Source organism: Capillimicrobium parvum, from assembly GCF_021172045.1.
Classification (GTDB): Bacteria; Actinomycetota; Thermoleophilia; order Solirubrobacterales; family Solirubrobacteraceae; genus Capillimicrobium; species Capillimicrobium parvum.
The window spans coordinates 2,374,839-2,390,930 of sequence record NZ_CP087164.1 but is presented as its reverse complement, the minus strand read 5'-3'; the positions used below and the strand labels follow the sequence as shown (position 1 = coordinate 2,390,930).

Annotated in this window: 13 protein-coding genes; 6 read left to right on the top strand and 7 right to left on the bottom strand. The window is 69.9% G+C overall.

Annotation, left to right across the window (positions count from 1 at the left end; translation table 11 throughout):
• Positions 1–102: 102 nt before the first annotated feature.
• Positions 103–651 (bottom strand): MaoC/PaaZ C-terminal domain-containing protein, encoded by a 549-nt coding sequence (locus DSM104329_RS11830; RefSeq protein WP_259315646.1) that lies wholly within the window; start codon positions 649–651, stop codon positions 103–105.
• Positions 652–770: 119 nt separating this feature from the next.
• On the opposite strand from DSM104329_RS11830, the gene DSM104329_RS11825 reads away from it, so the two are divergent.
• The 6 genes from DSM104329_RS11825 (at position 771) to DSM104329_RS11800 (ending at position 9,624) form a co-directional block, all read left to right on the top strand.
• Positions 771–911 carry a hypothetical protein gene (locus DSM104329_RS11825; protein ID WP_259315645.1) on the top strand — a complete coding sequence of 47 codons (141 nt, stop codon included), beginning with the start codon at positions 771–773 and terminating at the stop codon, positions 909–911.
• A 783-nt stretch (positions 912–1,694) separates the two neighbouring features.
• Positions 1,695–2,255 (top strand): hypothetical protein, encoded by a 561-nt coding sequence (locus DSM104329_RS11820; protein WP_259315644.1) that lies wholly within the window; start codon positions 1,695–1,697, stop codon positions 2,253–2,255.
• A gap of 480 nt (positions 2,256–2,735) precedes the next feature.
• Entirely contained in the window at positions 2,736–3,884 is a 1,149-nt protein-coding gene (locus DSM104329_RS11815) for an acyl-CoA dehydrogenase family protein (protein WP_259315643.1), read from the top strand.
• A 287-nt stretch (positions 3,885–4,171) separates the two neighbouring features.
• On the top strand, positions 4,172–7,612 hold the full coding sequence (locus DSM104329_RS11810; RefSeq protein WP_259315642.1) for a methylmalonyl-CoA mutase family protein: 3,441 nt from the start codon (positions 4,172–4,174) through the stop codon (positions 7,610–7,612).
• A complete protein-coding gene (locus DSM104329_RS11805; RefSeq protein ID WP_259315641.1) occupies positions 7,609–8,418 on the top strand; it encodes a helical backbone metal receptor in 810 nt (269 codons plus the stop codon). The genes DSM104329_RS11810 and DSM104329_RS11805 overlap by 4 nt, the downstream gene beginning before the upstream one ends.
• Before the next feature lie 36 nt (positions 8,419–8,454).
• Positions 8,455–9,624, top strand: coding sequence for a mandelate racemase/muconate lactonizing enzyme family protein (locus tag DSM104329_RS11800; protein ID WP_259315640.1), 1,170 nt, complete (start codon positions 8,455–8,457; stop codon positions 9,622–9,624).
• On the opposite strand, the gene DSM104329_RS11795 is transcribed toward DSM104329_RS11800, so the two are convergent.
• Genes DSM104329_RS11795 through DSM104329_RS11770 form a run of 6 tightly spaced genes read right to left on the bottom strand, consistent with a single transcriptional unit; the run spans position 9,605 to position 16,085 of the window.
• Positions 9,605–10,570 (bottom strand): 5-oxoprolinase subunit C family protein, encoded by a 966-nt coding sequence (locus DSM104329_RS11795; protein ID WP_259315639.1) that lies wholly within the window; start codon positions 10,568–10,570, stop codon positions 9,605–9,607. The two genes, DSM104329_RS11800 and DSM104329_RS11795, sit on opposite strands and share 20 nt — an antisense overlap.
• Entirely contained in the window at positions 10,567–11,481 is a 915-nt protein-coding gene (locus tag DSM104329_RS11790) for a 5-oxoprolinase subunit B family protein (protein ID WP_259315638.1), read from the bottom strand. Before DSM104329_RS11790 ends, DSM104329_RS11795 begins: the two co-directional genes overlap by 4 nt.
• A gap of 11 nt (positions 11,482–11,492) precedes the next feature.
• Positions 11,493–12,740, bottom strand: coding sequence for an aspartate aminotransferase family protein (locus DSM104329_RS11785; RefSeq protein WP_259315637.1), 1,248 nt, complete (start codon positions 12,738–12,740; stop codon positions 11,493–11,495).
• Between the two features lie 19 nt (positions 12,741–12,759).
• Positions 12,760–14,265 carry an aldehyde dehydrogenase gene (locus tag DSM104329_RS11780; protein ID WP_259315636.1) on the bottom strand — a complete coding sequence of 502 codons (1,506 nt, stop codon included), beginning with the start codon at positions 14,263–14,265 and terminating at the stop codon, positions 12,760–12,762.
• A gap of 12 nt (positions 14,266–14,277) precedes the next feature.
• Complete coding sequence (locus DSM104329_RS11775; protein WP_259315635.1) at positions 14,278–15,309, bottom strand: LLM class flavin-dependent oxidoreductase; 1,032 nt, start codon at positions 15,307–15,309, stop codon at positions 14,278–14,280.
• Complete coding sequence (locus tag DSM104329_RS11770) at positions 15,306–16,085, bottom strand: 5-oxoprolinase subunit PxpA (protein WP_259315634.1); 780 nt, start codon at positions 16,083–16,085, stop codon at positions 15,306–15,308. The genes DSM104329_RS11775 and DSM104329_RS11770 overlap by 4 nt, the downstream gene beginning before the upstream one ends.
• Between the last annotated feature and the right edge of the window lie 7 nt (positions 16,086–16,092).

The window sequence follows — 16,092 nt, the reverse complement described above, 5'->3', positions numbered from 1 at the left end:
CCATTCGCGACAGCGTATTTCCACGAAAGGCCCGTATTGCGGGGGCTTTCGACACATGCCGGCTTCTCGACGCGCCCTCGATCTCGAACGTCTGAGTGATCGTCAGTTGCACTCTGCCCGCGGCGTCCTCCGCACCCGTGAGGTCGGACCGCATGCGCAGGCGCGAGCCGGCCGGCACTGGCGCGGGGAAGCGACGCGGCCGTAGCCGTAGTCGACGCCGTAGGAGACGCCGGTGAAGCCGTAGCTGAACCGCGGGCCGAGGCTTAGCGTGAGGAGCCCGTGGGCGATTGTCGTGCCGGACGCCGACGCCTGGGCGCGTTCGGAGTCGACATGGATCCACTGGAGGTCACAGGTCATACGCGCGAACAAGTCGATCAACCTCTGGTCGACCTGTACCCAGCTCGACGTAACGAGTGTCTGACTCACGAGCTCGCGCGCGCCCGCCGATCCGTCGATGAGGATCATGCCGCCGGCGAGGACGGGGCTTCGCGTCGCGATAGTGCCGTCGTCGTCGGCGCCACCGCGATCGAGATATCGCTCGCCAAATCGACGAGCGCCATCACTCCGACCCGCGACGTCGCCGCGGTCATCACGACCGAGCAGGCGGCGGCGATGGTCGCGCACCTCGAGCGCTCCGGCCTCAAAGCGCAACGACCAACCGCACGCGGCCGCATTCACCTGGGTTCTCGGTGGCCCGACCAGCTGCTGCGCGGGTCCATCCGCTCCCATCCGTCCGGGCACGTCGCCTGTCGCAGTACCCGGTGTTCGCGGTGGCCACCGAGTCCGTCCATCAGGACGATGTGGCGTTCGCGGACGCGGCGACCGTGCGCCGGCTGCGTGCCGCCAACGCCGAGTGCCTGCTCGGCTCACGCAGGCGGCGTTCGGTCGCCGCCGCGCCGGAGCCGATGTGATCGTCCAGCGCAATAATCACGACGCCTACCCTGCACATCGACACAGCCACTAACGACATCGCCACGCAGATGCAGGTCGCCTCATACGAGGTGCGAACCCGTGCGCTCGATGCCGTCGATCAGCTTGCTACCGGCGCCGAGGCCACGATCGCCGCAGCACGCGAGATGGTCAGCTTGGACGCCGCCACAAGCCAGCGTGCAGCAGAGACCACCGTTCGCCGCGCAGCACTCCGCATGCAACGCGCACTCACCCACGGAGCCAACGGATGAGTCAACCGCTGGGGCAACTGAGCATGTGTTCCATGCGTCCCATCAGTCGATGCAAATGGCTCTAGAAAGCCAACAACACAATCCGTCCAGGGCGCGAACACCCCGTGGCGATGTTGAGGGCCTGGCGCATCGAACGCCCACGCCACGCAGGCGGACCGCCCGGTGTGATCGTCCGTCGCAAGGACGATGAGCAAGAAGCGTACGGGGGCCGGCGACAGGCCCGAGCCGACTGGTCGATGGGCGGGTCTCGGCAATGAAAGGGAACGGACACGCGCGGCTGCCCAACGTTGCAGGCCAACACCGACAGGTGGCCGGCCGCCGGGGCCGCCATGACGTTACGGATCTACTTCGAGCTTGGACCGTCCGCGGGGACGCCAATCGGGCGGCAACTCGGGAGCCGTAGCCAGCCGATCGCACGTCGATGACCGGGTCGGTGGCCCGAAATCAACCCTCGGTCCACGCCGCATCGCCTGGCAGGCGTCGACGCGCCGATCCGCTGGCGGCCTCGATAGCGTGGCCGACATGCTCGAGCCGCAAACCGATCTCTCGGTGCCAAAACGGTGCCAGAACCCTCCCGAATATGGCGGCAAACTTCCCGAATCGGCACAGACGTCTGAGGCCGGTTACGCCCCGAAGTCATTTGCAGGGCTTTTCGCCTCGACGCGCTGCGTGGACGGTCTGCTTGCCATGCAGAAGGTCGAGGGTTCGAGTCCCTTCAGCCGCTTCGCACGAAACCCTTGCAGATTGCAGGGGTTTCGTCGTTCTGGGGCGGGTCTTCTGCGGACGAAGCACCCAAATCCCGGATCTCAATCCCACAGAACGGTAGAACGGTGTTTCTATTCCGTTTCGGCCGGATCAGGTCAGTCCGTAGTCCTCGGTCAGCGCTTGCGTGGGGCGATTCGCACGGGTCCGATGTACCCCATCGTGAAGTCGGTGGTGGTGGCATGCAGAGCACCTGTGCCCGTCGCGAACGGCGGCGAGCATCAGGTGCAGGTCGAACCGATCGAAGTGGCGCAGGCTCGGCCCGGCCGTGACAGTCGGCTGGGCCTTCAGCTCGGCGAGAGCGCCGGCTGATCCTGGCCGGCCAGCTCATACACCATCTCCCCAGCGGGCCGGTCGTGCAGCGCGTGGTTGGGCGCCAAGGCACCGCCGATCGGCGACTCGTTGGATATTGGCGCTGTCGCGACCGATCAGGCCACTCTCGTCGAGTAGGTCGAGACTCTCCTTGAGCCCTGCCGCGTAGCCGTCGCTGTGCAGACTCCACGCAGACCGACCATCTGGACCGCAGCGATCGGCTCTCCTCGAGGCAGGGGCGAGCCGGAGCAGATCTGCACGAAGGCCATCCGCCCCGGCTCATCATCGCCCACGGGTAGATGCCAGTCAACGCAGCGGGCGGATGGGACGGCCGGGAACTCGCCTCGGCCTACCGACAGCACACCGGCATGCGCCGGAGGCCATCCGATAGTTTGAATGTCGCATATCGGATGCGCTCGCGTCAAGACGACCCCGTCCTGGCCTGGCAGAGACCACCTACGAGCAAACGGAGACACCGCCATGCAGACGGCGACGGACGTGTACGCGATTCCTCGGGAGTTGTTGGATTTTCGTGACTCGATCCGGCAGATCGTGGTGGAGCGGATTGCGCCGCGGGCGGCGGAGATCGATGCGTCGGGGGAGTATCCGTGGGATGTGCGGCGGTTGTTGGCCGAGCAGGATGTGTTGGGGTTGCCGTTTGCCGAGGAGTACGGGGGCACGGGGACGGGGACGTTGATGTTGCAGATGGCGGTCGAGGAGATCGCCAAGGCGTGTGCGTCGAGCGCGCTGATCCTGATGATCCAGGAGCTGGGGACGCTGCCGATCGCGCTCTATGGCTCCGATGAGCTCAAGGCGCGCGTGCTGCCGAAGTGCGCGTCGGGGGAGTGGTCGCCGGCGTTTGCGCTGTCGGAGCCCGAGGCGGGGTCCGATCCGGGGGCGATGCGCACGACCGCGGTGCGCGATGGCGACGAGTGGGTCATCAACGGCGCCAAGAACTGGATCACCAACTCGGGCATCGCCGACTTCTACGTCGTGTTCGCGGTCACCGATCGTGAGCGCCGGCGGATCACGGCGTTCGTGGTTGAGCAGGATCGGCCCGGGCTGTCGATCGGCAAGCTCGAGCACAAGCTGGGGATCAAGGGCTCGCCGACCGGCTCACCGGTGTTCGACGATGTGCGGGTGCCGCACGAGAACGTGATCGGCGAGGTCGGCCGGGGGTTGGGCGTGGCGTTGGGGACGTTGCAGCGCACGCGGTTGGGGGCGGCGGCGCAGGCGGTCGGGATCGCGCAGGGCGCGACCGACTACGCCAACGCGTACGCGGCCGAGCGGATCGCGTTCGGGGCGCCGATCAACGAGCTGCAGGCGATCCAGTTCAAGCTGGCCGACATGGAGACCGGGACCGCCGCCGCGCGCGAGCTGCTCTACAAGGCGTGCACGCTGGCCGACCGCGCAGACCCGCAGGCCGCGAAGTACAGCTCGATGGCCAAGCTGTTCGCGTCCGACAACGCGATGAAGGTCACCGTCGAGGCCGTCCAGGTCCTCGGCGGCTACGGCTACGTGACCGAGTACCCGGTCGAGCGCATGATGCGCGACGCCAAGATCACCCAGATCTACGAAGGAACCAACGAGATCCAGCGGGTCGTCATCGCCCGCGCCATGCGGACATAGCGGGGAGATCCAGCGGGTCGTCATCGCCCGCGCCATGCGGACATAGCGGGGAGATCCAGCGGGTCGCCATCGCCCGCGCCATGCGGGCACAGCGGGGAGATCCAGCGGGTCGTCATCGCCCGCGCCATGCGGGAAAAGCGACGACCGTCAAGGGGCTTGGACGCCGCCCGGGCGCGATTTAAGCGTCCATCCGATAGTCTAGGTACCTAGTATCGGACCCACGACCTTCCTGCCTGCTCAGCGCGGGCCGGCGTCGTCGAACCCGCCGTTCCCGAGAGAGAGTTGCTGTGAGCACCGAGGCCAAGCTCGATACCCCGTCCGCCACAGCGCCGGTGGGCGACTCGCCGTTGCGTTTCGTGACCGCCGCGTCGTTGTTCGACGGCCATGACGCGGCGATCAACGTGATGCGGCGGTTGATCCAGGACAGCGGCGCGGAGGTGGTGCATCTGGGGCACAACCGCGGCGTGCGCGACGTCGTACGGGCGGCGGTGCAGGAGGATGCGGACGCGATCGCGATCAGCTCCTACCAGGGCGGACACACGGAGTACTTCCGCTACGCGGTCGACATGCTGGCCGAGCTCGGTGCTCCCCACATCCGGGTCTTCGGCGGCGGCGGAGGGACGATCACGCCGCAGGAGGTCGCCGATCTGCAGGCCTACGGCGTCGAGCGGATCTACCACCCCGACGACGGGATGGCGCTCGGGCTGACCGGCATGATCGCCGACCTCGTGGACCGGGCGACGCGGGCGCGCGTGGCCACGGCGGTCCCCGCGGATCCGCACGCGACCGACGACGTGGCGATCGCGCGGATGCTCTCGGCGCTCGAGGACGGCGCGCTGGACGCCGAGCGGCTCGAGGCGCTGCGGGCGGCGTGGAGCGCGGCCGGGCACGGCGTGCCGGTCGTCGGCATCACCGGAACCGGCGGCGCGGGCAAGAGCACCGTGACCGACGAGCTGCTCTCGCGGTTCATGCAGTGCTTCGCCGACCTGCGGGTGGCGGTCCTCGCGGTCGACCCGACGCGGCGGCGGACCGGCGGGGCGCTGCTCGGCGACCGGATCCGGATGAACAGCCTGCGCCACGAGCGCATCTACATGCGGTCGATGGCGACCCGGCGCCGGCACCGGGCGACGAGCGCGATGCTCGAGGACGCGGTCGCGTTCCTGCGCGCCTCCGGGTTCGACCTGGTGATCGTCGAGACCGCCGGCATCGGCCAGAGCGACTCCGAGATCGTCGACCTGGTCGATTGCTCGGTCTACGTGATGACGAGCGAGTTCGGGGCGGCCAGCCAGCTCGAGAAGATCGACATGCTCGATCTCGCCGACCTCGTCGTCATCAACAAGTTCGACAAGCGCGGCGCCCAGGACGCGCTGCGCGACGTGCGCAAGCAGTGGCGGCGCAACCACGTCGCCTTCGGCGGCCCCGACGAGGAGCTGCCGGTGTACCCGACGATCGCCAGCCAGTTCAACGACCCCGGGCTGAGCTGGATGTTCGTCAACCTCTGCCGGCGGCTCGCGGAGGTCGCGGGCGTCGAGCCCGGCCGCTGGGCGCCCGGCCTCGATCTCGAGACGCACGAGCCCCGGGGCAACACGCTGATCCCGGGGTCGCGGGGGCGGTATCTGGCCGAGATCGCCCAGCAGGGACGATCGATCAACGAAGACGTGGAGCGCCTCGCGCAGCTCGCGAGCCAGGCGCACCACTGCTACGAGGCGCTGCGCGCGTGGGGCGACCCGCTGCTCCCCGAGCCGCTCGAGCCGTTTCACAGCGCGGCCCTGACCGCCGGCGACGTCCACGCACCGCTGCGTGCGCAGTACAACAAGGCGCTGACCGGCCTCGGTGCCGAGGCGATCGAGTTGCTGCGCGGCTGGGACGAGCGGGTCGCGTCGATCACCGCCGACCAGTACCGCTACACGATCCGCGGCCGCGAGATCACGGGCGACAACTACCGCACCTCGCTCAGCGGCCGGCAGATCCCGAAGATCGCGCCGCCGCGCCTGGACGGGTGGGCCGACCGGCTGCGCTTTCTGATGAAGGAGAACCTGCCCGGCGCCTACCCCTACACCGGCGGCGTGTTCCCCTACCGGCGCGAGGGCGAGGACCCGACGCGCATGTTCGCCGGCGAGGGCACCCCGGAGCGCACGAACCGGCGCTTCCACCTCCTCTCCGAGGGCCAGGGCGCCGCGCGGCTGTCGACGGCGTTCGACTCCGTGACGCTCTACGGCGAGGACCCCCATGAGCGCCCGGACATCTACGGCAAGGTCGGCAACTCCGGCGTCTCGATCGCCACGGTCGACGACGCCAAGAAGCTGTATTCGGGCTTCGACCTCTGCGACCCGACCACGTCGGTGTCGATGACGATCAACGGCCCGGCGCCGATCATCCTCGCCTTCTTCATGAACGCCGCGATCGATCAGCAGGTCGAGAAGCACCTGCGCGAGACGGGGGCGTGGGCGGAGAGCGAGCGCCGGCTCGACGCGCTGTTCGAGGGCCGCGAGCGCCCCCGCTACGGCGGCGAGCTACCGCCCGGCAACGACGGTCTCGGCCTCGGGCTGCTCGGCGTCTCCGGCGACCAGGTCGTCGACCGCGACGTGTACGAGCGCATCAAGGCCGACACGCTGACGAAGGTCCGCGGCACCGTGCAGGCCGACATCCTCAAGGAGGACCAGGCCCAGAACACCTGCATCTTCTCCACCGAGTTCGCGATGAAGATGATGGGCGACGTCCAGCAGTCGTTCGTCGACTGCGGCGTGCGCAACTTCTACTCGGTCTCGATCAGCGGCTACCACATCGCCGAGGCCGGCGCGAACCCGATCTCCCAGCTGGCGTTCACGCTGGCCAACGGCTTCACGATCGTCGAGTACTACCTCGCCCGCGGCATGGACGTCGACGCGTTCGCGCCGAACCTGTCGTTCTTCTTCTCCAACGGCATGGACCCCGAGTACGCGGTCATCGGCCGCGTCGCACGCCGGATCTGGGCGCGCGCGATGCGCGAGCGCTACGGCGCCGCCCCGCGCAGCCAGATGCTCAAGTACCACATCCAGACGTCCGGCCGCAGCCTCCACGCCCAGGAGATGCAGTTCAACGACATCCGCACCACGCTGCAGGCGCTCTACGCCATCTTCGACAACACCAACAGCCTGCACACCAACGCCTACGACGAGGCGATCACCACGCCGACCGAGGAGTCCGTGCGCCGCGCGGTCGCGATCCAGCTCATCATCAACCGCGAGCTCGGCCTGAACTTCTGCGAGAACCCCCTGCAGGGCTCGTTCATCATCAACGAGCTCACCGACCTCGTCGAAGCCGCCGTCTACGAGGAGTTCGACCGCATCTCCGAGCGCGGCGGCGTGCTCGGCGCCATGGACACCATGTACCAGCGCGGCAAGATCCAGGAGGAGAGCCTGCTCTACGAGCAACTCAAGCACGACGGCACGCTCCCGCTCATCGGCGTCAACACCTTCCTCCCGCGCGAGCAGGCCGAGCACGCCGGCGCCGAGATCGAGCTCGCGCGCTCCACCGAGCAGGAGAAGCGCGAGCAGATCGCCAACCTGCGCGCCTTCCAGCGCAACCACGCCGGCGAGACCGAGCCGGCGCTCGCGCGCCTGCAGGAGGTCGCGCTGGCGCGCGGCAACGTCTTCGAGGCCCTGCTGGAGACGGTCAAGAGCGCCTCGCTCGGCCAGATCTCCGGCGCCCTCTACGACGTCGGCGGCGAGTACCGGCGCAACATGTGACCCGCGCCATGGATGCGCGGATCGTCTGCCTCGTGCCGAGCATCACCGAGCTCGTCTGCGACCTCGGGCTCGCCGATCAACTCGTCGGGCGCACCGGCTTCTGCATCCACCCCTGGGACACCGTCCGCCAGATCCCCAAGGTCGGCGGCACCAAGGACGTCAAGCTCGACCGCGTCCGCGCGCTGGCGCCGACCCACGCCATCGTCAACGTCGACGAGAACACCCGCGAGACCGCCGACGCGCTGCGCGAGTTCATCCCGCAGGTCATCGTCACGCACCCCTGCGCCCCGCGCGACAACCTCGACCTCTACCGCACGCTCGGCGCCGCCTTCGACCGCCGGATCGAAGCCGAGCGTCTCTGCGACGCGTTCGAGACCGCCTACGCCGAGGCCGCCGCGGCGGCGCAGCGACGACCCGAGCGCCGCGTCCTCTACCTCATCTGGCGAGAGCCCTGGATGACCATCTCCCGCGACACCTACATCTCCCAGACGCTCGCGCTCTTCGGCTGGCACACCGTTCCCGCCGACAGCACCGACCGCTACCCCGAGATCGACGTGGCCGCCCACGCCGGCCACGTCGACCACGTCCTGCTCAGCAGCGAGCCCTACCACTTCAAGGACCACCACATCCCCGAGGTCGCCGCCGCCGTCCCCGGCGCCCGTGTCGCGCTCATCGACGGCGAGATGACCTCCTGGTACGGCAGCCGCGCCATCACCGGGCTGCGCTACCTCCAGCGCTACGTCGACGAGGACGCGCGCTCCGCGGATTTGCCAGACTCACGACGTCGTCGCGACGTGCTGCGGTAAGGGAGGCACATCCATGCAGGCCGGTATGACGTTCACGTGGATCCGGGGCCGGCGGTCGACGGGCGTGACGTCATGACGGGCCCGGCGCGCGACCTGACCATCGCCGCGATCGAGACGGTGCCGATCCGCGTGCCGCTGGGACGCGTGTACCGCGGCAGCTACTACGAGATGACCCATCGCTCGACGGTGATCACTCGCGTCGTGACCGGCTCGGGGATCGTCGGCGAGGCGTACGCGGGCGACGAGGACGCGGCGCTGCAGGCGATCCAGCAGATCATCGACCGCGAGATCGCCCCGCGCCTGCTCGGCGAGGACGCCGCGAGGGTCGAGCGCTGCTGGGAGATCGCGCGACCGGTGACCTTCGACATCCTCCGCGACCGGCGGCTCGGCCTGGTGGCGTCGGCGTGCGTGGACACGGCGATCTGGGACGCGATCGGCAAGGCGCTCGGCGAGCCGCTGTGGCGGCTGTGGGGCGGCTATCGCCGCAGCCTGCCGATGATCTCCATCGGCGGCTACTACGGATCGCCCGTCTCCATCGAGCAGGAGATCGCGGACCTGCGCGAACGTGGTCTGGCGGGCATCAAGTTCAAGGTCGGAGGGCTGACGCCCGCCGAGGACGCCGAGCGCGTCCGGACGGCGCGCCGCGCCGCAGGCCAGGACTTCGTGCTTGCGGTCGACGCGAACCAGGCGTGGTCGCCGCGCGAGGCGATCGAGTTCGCGCGCCTCGTCGAGGGAGAGGACGTCGCGTGGTTCGAGGAGCCGTGCCGCTGGCACAACGACCGGCGGGCGATGCGCGATGTCCGCTACCGCTCCCCGCTGCGCGTCTGCGCGGGACAGAGCGAGTTCTCGGCCGCCGGCTGCCGCGACCTCATGGTCGAGGGCGCCATCGACATCTGCAACTTCGACGCGTCATGGTCCGGCGGTCCGACGGAGTGGCGGCGGGTTGCCGCCATGGCCGCGGGCTTCGACGTCGACATGGGCCATCACGAGGAGCCGCAGGTCGCGGCGCATCTGCTCGCGTCGATCCCCCACGGGAGGTACGTCGAGTGCTTCGAGCCCGACCGCGACCCGATCTGGTGGAACCTGATCGCCAACCGGCCGCCGCTCTCAGCGGGCTGCATCGAGTTGAGCGACGCCCCGGGCCTGGGTTGGGAGCTCGACGAGGACTACATCGACCGCCACCGCGTCACGTCAGAGAGTCCCTGACCTCGTCGAGGCGGCGCCGGCGCTCCGCTCGCGCCGCCAGCGCGTCCTCGATCGGGACGGCCACGAACCGTGTCCGGTCGTGCGTCTTGGACTGCGCGACCGCATCGCGGTCGGCGCTGATGATGGTGGCGATCGTGGCGTAGCCGCCGCCCGTGACCGCATCGTTGAGCAGCGCGATCGGCTCGACGCCACCGGGAACCTGGATCGAACCGATCGGGTAGCCGACGTCGACGACGTTGGACGGGTCGCTGCCGGCGCCGAACGGCGGCTCCCGCTCGACGAACTCCAGCTCGGCACCCTGATAGCGGTAGCCGATCCGGTCCGCCGCGGGCGTCACGGTCCACTCCGTCTCGAGGAACGTGCGATGGCCGGCCTCGCTCAGCCGGTAGTCGCACAGACCGGTCACGACACGGATCTCCCAGTCCGACATGAGCTGCGGGCGCAGGCGCTCCGCCACTCGAGCACCCTCGCGACCGCCGCGCGGCTCACCCGTGCGAAGCGAGTCCCCGGCCCGCAGCGCGCGGCCTTCGCAGCCGCCCAGGGCGACCAGCGTGTACGTCGAGCTCGAACCCATGACCTCGGGCACCTTGAAGCCGCCGGCGACAGCGATGTAGGGCCGAGCACCCGCGCGCAGGTAGTCGAACGTCAGCTCCTGCCCGGCGCGGACCGTGAACGCCTCCCACGCCGGACGCTCCTCGCCGTCGACCTTCGCCGGCAGATCCGCGCCGGTGACCGCGACCAGCGTGTCCTGCTCGAACGCGAGGCGCGGGCCGTTGTAGGTCGCCTCGAGCACCGGCGCGGTCTCGTCGTTGCCGACGAGGAGGTTCGCGGCGCGGAACGAGAAGTCGTCGAGCGCGCCGGACGGCGGCATGCCGATGTGGTAAAGGCCGAAGCGGCCGGCGTCCTGCACCGTCGTCGAGACGCCGCCGTCGAGGACCGAGATCACGAGGAGAGCTCCTTGACGAGGCGGTCGTCGTACGCGTAGGGGTCCGCGAAGAAGGCCTGGGGGTCGAACTCGGTCTCGCGGATGCGGTACCGGTAGGTCCCCGCCTCGCACTCGGCGCGGATCGCGTCGTACTCGTCGCGTTCGATCGGCCGGAACTTGACGATGTCGCCCTGCTGCATCAGCACCGGCGACTCCTCGAAGTCCGGCAGCCGCTGCGCCGCGTCGAACACCGGCGGCGCGACCCGGGCGAACAGCTGGTAGCCGCCGGGCCCGCGCACCGGGTAGATCGCGGCGAACGCGCCGCCGTGCGAGAGCGTGCGTTCCGGCGTGTCCGTGCGGGGCCGGATGTACTTGGGGACCTGCAGCTGGCGTTCGGGCGGCACCATCTGGAAGTGCCACGCCGTGCCGGGGACGAACCCCACCATCGTGATGAGGTACGGCGCCCCATGATGTGTCGCGATGAACTCGTCCTCGCTCATGTCGTTCACGCGCGCGACGTACTCGATATCCGTCCCCGTCGGGTTCTGGTGGCGGTCGCGGAACTGCATCAGGCACTCGCGCGACCAGGGATCGTTGTAGTACGTCGGCATGTCGATGATCCGCGTCCGGAACGCCGGCGGCGCCCCGTGCCCGAGCTCCTCGTCGAGCCGGCGCAGCTCGCGCACGAGGTCGCGAGGGTCGAGCCGGTCGGGGTCGACGCGGACGAGGTAGGACGAGTTGGCGGGCGCGATCTCCAACACGCCGGGAATCTGCCGGGCGCCGAGCTCGTGCGTCAGCGCCCGCAGCCGGAAGTTGACGCGGAAGCTCATGGCCTGGTCGAGGTCCACGAAGACGTGATCGTCGCCGCCGAACGTGTAGCGGGGCTCCGGCAGCTCCGGTTCGGCGATGGGCTGCCTGTCGCTCTTCACCATGTCGCGCGATCCTAAGCCGTCTCGGCAAGCGCCGTGTCAAGTGCGGCCACGGCGCGCTCGACCTCGGCCTCCCGGACGATGAGCGGCGGCACGAACCGGATCACCGCGCCGCCCGGCCCGCACGAGAGCGCAAGGACCTTGCCGCTCTCGAGCATGTGCGTCAGGACCGGCCGGACACGCGCCGGGTCCGTGAGCTCGAGCCCGACCATCAGGCCGAGACCGCGCACGTCGCCGATGACGGCATGGCGCTCCTGCAGGCGCTCGCACGCCGCGAGCAGCTGCCGCCCCCGCTCGGCGGCGTTCTCCACGAGCCGTTCGTCGCGGATGACCTCGAGCGTCGCGAGTGCGGCCGCGCACCCGATCGCGTTGCCGCCATAGGTGCCGCCGTGCGAGCCCGGAGTCGCGTTGCGCAGCAGCCAGGGGCGCAGCCCGACGCCCGAGATCGGGAAGCCGGACGCGATGCCCTTCGCGAAGCAGAGGATGTCCGGGGACACGCCGGAGTGCTCGCAGGCCCACCAGCGCCCGGTGCGCCCGACCCCGCACTGCACCTCGTCGACCCCGAGCGCCATCCCGTGCTCGTCGCAGATCTCGCGCAGTCCCACCAGGAACGACGGCGGCGGCACGACGTACCCGCCCTCCCCCAGGACCGGCTCGACGAGGATGCCTGCGGTGTCCTCGGGCGCCGTCTGCGTCTTGAACAGCTTGCGCACGGCCTCGAGGGCCAGCTCGGACGCGGTCTCCGGGTCCTCGCCCATCGCGTACGCGTACGGGTAGGGCGCGACGTACACGCCCTCGGGCAGGGGGCCGAAGCCGGCGCGGTAGACGACGTTCGACATCGTCAGCGCCGCGGCCATCAGCGTGCGGCCGTGGAACGAGCCCTCGAACACGATCACGTTGCTGCGCCGCGTCGCCTGGCGCGCGAACTTCACGAAGCTCTCGATCGCCTCCGCGCCGGAGTTCGCGTAGAAGAAGTGATCGATCCCGGGGGGCGCGATCTCGGCGAGCGCCTCACCGAGCGGCTCGAGCATCGCATGGCGGACCAGGTTCGCCTGGGCGTGGATGAACCGCGCGGCCTGCTCCTGGATCGCCGCGACGACGCGCGGGTGGCAGTGGCCGGTGGAGACCACGCCGATCCCGGCCGTGAAGTCGAGGAGCTCCGTGCCGTCGGCAGTCGTGATCACGCAGCCGCTGGCGTGGTCTCCGTCGATGTCGGCGGCGCGCCATGAGACGAAGGAGCGCGACGGGGCCTGCGTGCTCATGCTGCCGTCCTTTCGTTCGCTAGACCTTCAGGACGAAGGGGTCCTGGACGTCGTCGGAGAGCTCGACCCAGACGCTCTTGGTCTGCAGGAACTCGTCGACCGCGTCCACGCCGTTCAGTCGTCCGATGCCGCTCTCCTTGAACCCGCCGAACGGCGAGTTGTAGGTGATCGCGCGGTAGAGGTTGATCCAGATCGTGCCCGCGTCGAGGCGCCGCGCGACCCGGTGCGCCCGCTTCACGTTCTGGGTCCAGATGCCGGCGGCGAGCCCGTACCGCGTGGCGTTCGCGAGCTGGATCGCCTCCTCGTCGTCGCGGAACGGCATCGCCGCGAGGACCGGCCCGAAGACCTCCTCCTGCGCGACCCGGCTCTCGTTCGTGATCTGGGCGAGGATCGTGGGCTCGTAGAAGAACCCGTTCGGCAGAGCCTCGACGCTGCCGCGCTGCCCACCGGCGACCACTCGCGCGCCCTCCCCACGCGCGTCGTCGACGAACTGCGCGATCTTCTGCAGCTGGGCCTCGGTCGCGGCCGGGCCCATCTGCGTCTCGGGCTCGAGCGGGTTGCCGAGGACGATCCCCTCGGCGCGCCGGCGCAGCCGGTCGAGGAGCTCGTCGTAGATCGACTCGTGGACGAACGCCCGCGACCCGGCGATGCAGGTCTGGCCGCCGGCGCCGTAGATCCCGGCGAGCACACCCGCCTCGGCGGCGTCGAGGTCCGCATCCTCGAAGACGATGTTCGGGCTCTTGCCGCCGAGCTCCAGCGTCACCCGCCCGAGGCGGCCGCCGACCGTGGCCGCGATCGAGCGCCCGGCGTCGGAGCCGCCGGTGAAGGCGATCTTCGCGACGCCCGGGTGCGCCGCGAGCGCCTGCCCGGCGACGCGAGCCCCCGTGACGACGTTGATCACGCCGGGTGGGAACCCCGCCTCCGGCAGGAGGCGCGCGATCTCGAGCAGCGACGCCGACGTCACCTCCGACGGCTTGACGACGATGGTGTTGCCGGCGGCGAGCGCCGGCGCGAGGGTCATGAAGGTCAGCAGCGACGGCGAGTTCCACGGCGTGATGACGCCGACGACGCCGAGCGGCTCGCGCGTCGTGTAGTTCAGGACCGACGTGCGGTCCAGCGGGATGGTCTTGCCCTCGATCTTGTCGGCGAGCCCGCCGAAGTAGTAGAGCCACTCGGGCACGACGCGCAGCTGCGCGGCCATCTCCTTGAGCAGCTTGCCGTTCTCGCGCACCTCGATCCGCGCGATCTCGTCGGCATGCGCGGTGATCGCGTCGGCGAGGCGCATCAGCAGCCGGCCGCGCTTCGTCGCCGAGAGCGTCCGCCACGGGCTGTCGTGCGCGAACGCGCGCGCGGCGGCGCGCACGGCGCGATCGACGTCCTCGGCCGTCGCGTCGGCGACCTCCGCCCACGGCTCCCCGGTCGCGGGGTTCGTCGAAGGGAAGACGGCTCCGCCGCTCGCGTCGACCTCCTCGCCGTCGATGTAGAGCCTGTAGCGCTGCACCGCGCTCTCGGTCGTCGCTGCCATCGGGTCGCCTCCTTAGACGCTCGCCGGCTCACGGAACGCCGGCATGACCTCCTTCGCGAAGAGCTCCACCGACCGCATGGCCACATCCCCCCGCAGTCCGGGCAGGTGCATCCAGCAGATGATCTCCGTCGCCCCGAGCTCGCGCTGGTACTTGACGAGCTCCTGATAGGCGAACTCCGGATCGCCGATGACGTAGCGCCCCTTGAAGTGCTCGAAGTCCACCTGATCCTCCGCCCGCACGGTCTTGCCCGCGTCGTCGCGCAGCTCGCGCTCGCCCTGCGCGGACTTCTTGCCGTACAGCTCGCGGAAGAGGTACGTCACCGCCGGAGCCGCCAGCTCCTCCGCCTTCTCCCTCGTCTCAGCGACGAAGACCTCCCGGATGACCGGCAGCTCGTCGACCTCGCCGCCGGCGCCGCGCCAGACGTCGAGGTGCTCCTGGATCTCCGCGATCCCGTGCCGCGGCGACGGGAACAGCGTCCCGCCTCGGCGCGCGGCGCGCGCGAGCGACTTCGGCCCGGACAGGCCCCACCAGATCGGGACCGGCTGCTGCACCGGCTTCGGGTTCACCTGGGTCTCGGGCACCTGGAAGTACTTGCCCTCGAACGAGAACCGCTCCTCGGTCCAGGCGCGGTCCATGAGCTCGAGCGCCTCCCAGAAGCGGCCGAAGCGCTCCTCGCGCGGCACGCCGTGCGCGGCGAACTCCTCGGAGACGTAGCCCGGGGCGACGCCGAAGATGAGCCGGCCGTTCGAGAGGCAGTCGAGCACCGCAACGTCCTCGGCGAGCTTCAGCGGCGCGTAGAGCGGGACGAGCAGGACGCCGGGACCGATCCTCATCTGCTCGGTCACCGCGGCCGCTCCGGCGAGCGCGATCAGCGGCGACGGGCAGAGGCCGTCGAGCTGCACGTGATGCGAGACGTTGAAGACGGAGGTGTAGCCGAGCTCCTCGGCCCGGGGCAGACAGCGCAGCATGTCCTCGTACGGCTGCTGCCATGTGATGCCGCTCTCCGGCGGCACCTGCTGGGAGAACATCAGGCCGAACTTCATGCCGTCACCTCCGTCGTCGCGTCGAGCGGGCCCACGCGGAAGCCGGCCTCTTCGACCGTCCGTTTCACCGCCTGGGTCACCTCGACGGCGTTCGGGCCGTCGCCGTGCAGGCAGATCGACTCCGCATCGATCTCGACCGGCGTCCCGTCCGGCGTCGCGACGCGACCCGTGTCGAGCCACCGCCGGACCTGTGCGGTCGCCTCGGCGACATCGGTGTGGTGCTTGGCTCGCTGCAGGATCAGACGGCCGTCCGGCGCGTACTCCAGGTCCGGGTAGATCTCGCCCACGACGCGGATCCCGCGCCGGCGACATTCGTTCGGCAGCGCCGCGTCCGTGGGAGCGGGCCAGTAGACCACCGGCTCGTCCATCGCCTGCGCGATGGCCTCGGCGGCGGCGGGCGCCAACTCCTGGTCGTCGCGCAGGATCGAGTACATGGCGCCGTGCGGCTTGATGTGGTGCAGCGTCAGGCCGACGCTGCGCAGCACGCCCTGCAGCGCGCCCGCCTGGTAGAGAACGTAGGCGTAGGCGTCGTCGGGCGAGATCGCCATCGGCCGGCGGCCGAAGCCCAGCAGGTCGGGCAGCCCCGGGTGGGCGCCGACCGCCACGCCGTGCTGCTTGCAGCGCTCGACCGTCTGGACCATGGTCACCGGATCGCTCGCATGGAAGCCGCAGGCGACGTTCGCCGTGGTGATCTCGGGGATGAGCGCCTCGTCGTTGCCCATCCGCCAGTTGCCGAAGCTCTCGCCAAGATCGGAGTTGATGTCGACGGTCCGCACTGCGGTC

Coding starts and splice junctions, on each gene's coding strand:
- DSM104329_RS11815 (WP_259315643.1), top strand. CDS start 2,736: ATGCAGACGGCGACGGACGTGTACGCGATTCCTCGGGAGTTGTTGGAT.
- DSM104329_RS11790 (WP_259315638.1), bottom strand. CDS start 11,481: ATGGTGAAGAGCGACAGGCAGCCCATCGCCGAACCGGAGCTGCCGGAG.
- DSM104329_RS11780 (WP_259315636.1), bottom strand. CDS start 14,265: ATGGCAGCGACGACCGAGAGCGCGGTGCAGCGCTACAGGCTCTACATC.
- DSM104329_RS11775 (WP_259315635.1), bottom strand. CDS start 15,309: ATGAAGTTCGGCCTGATGTTCTCCCAGCAGGTGCCGCCGGAGAGCGGC.
- DSM104329_RS11785 (WP_259315637.1), bottom strand. CDS start 12,740: ATGAGCACGCAGGCCCCGTCGCGCTCCTTCGTCTCATGGCGCGCCGCC.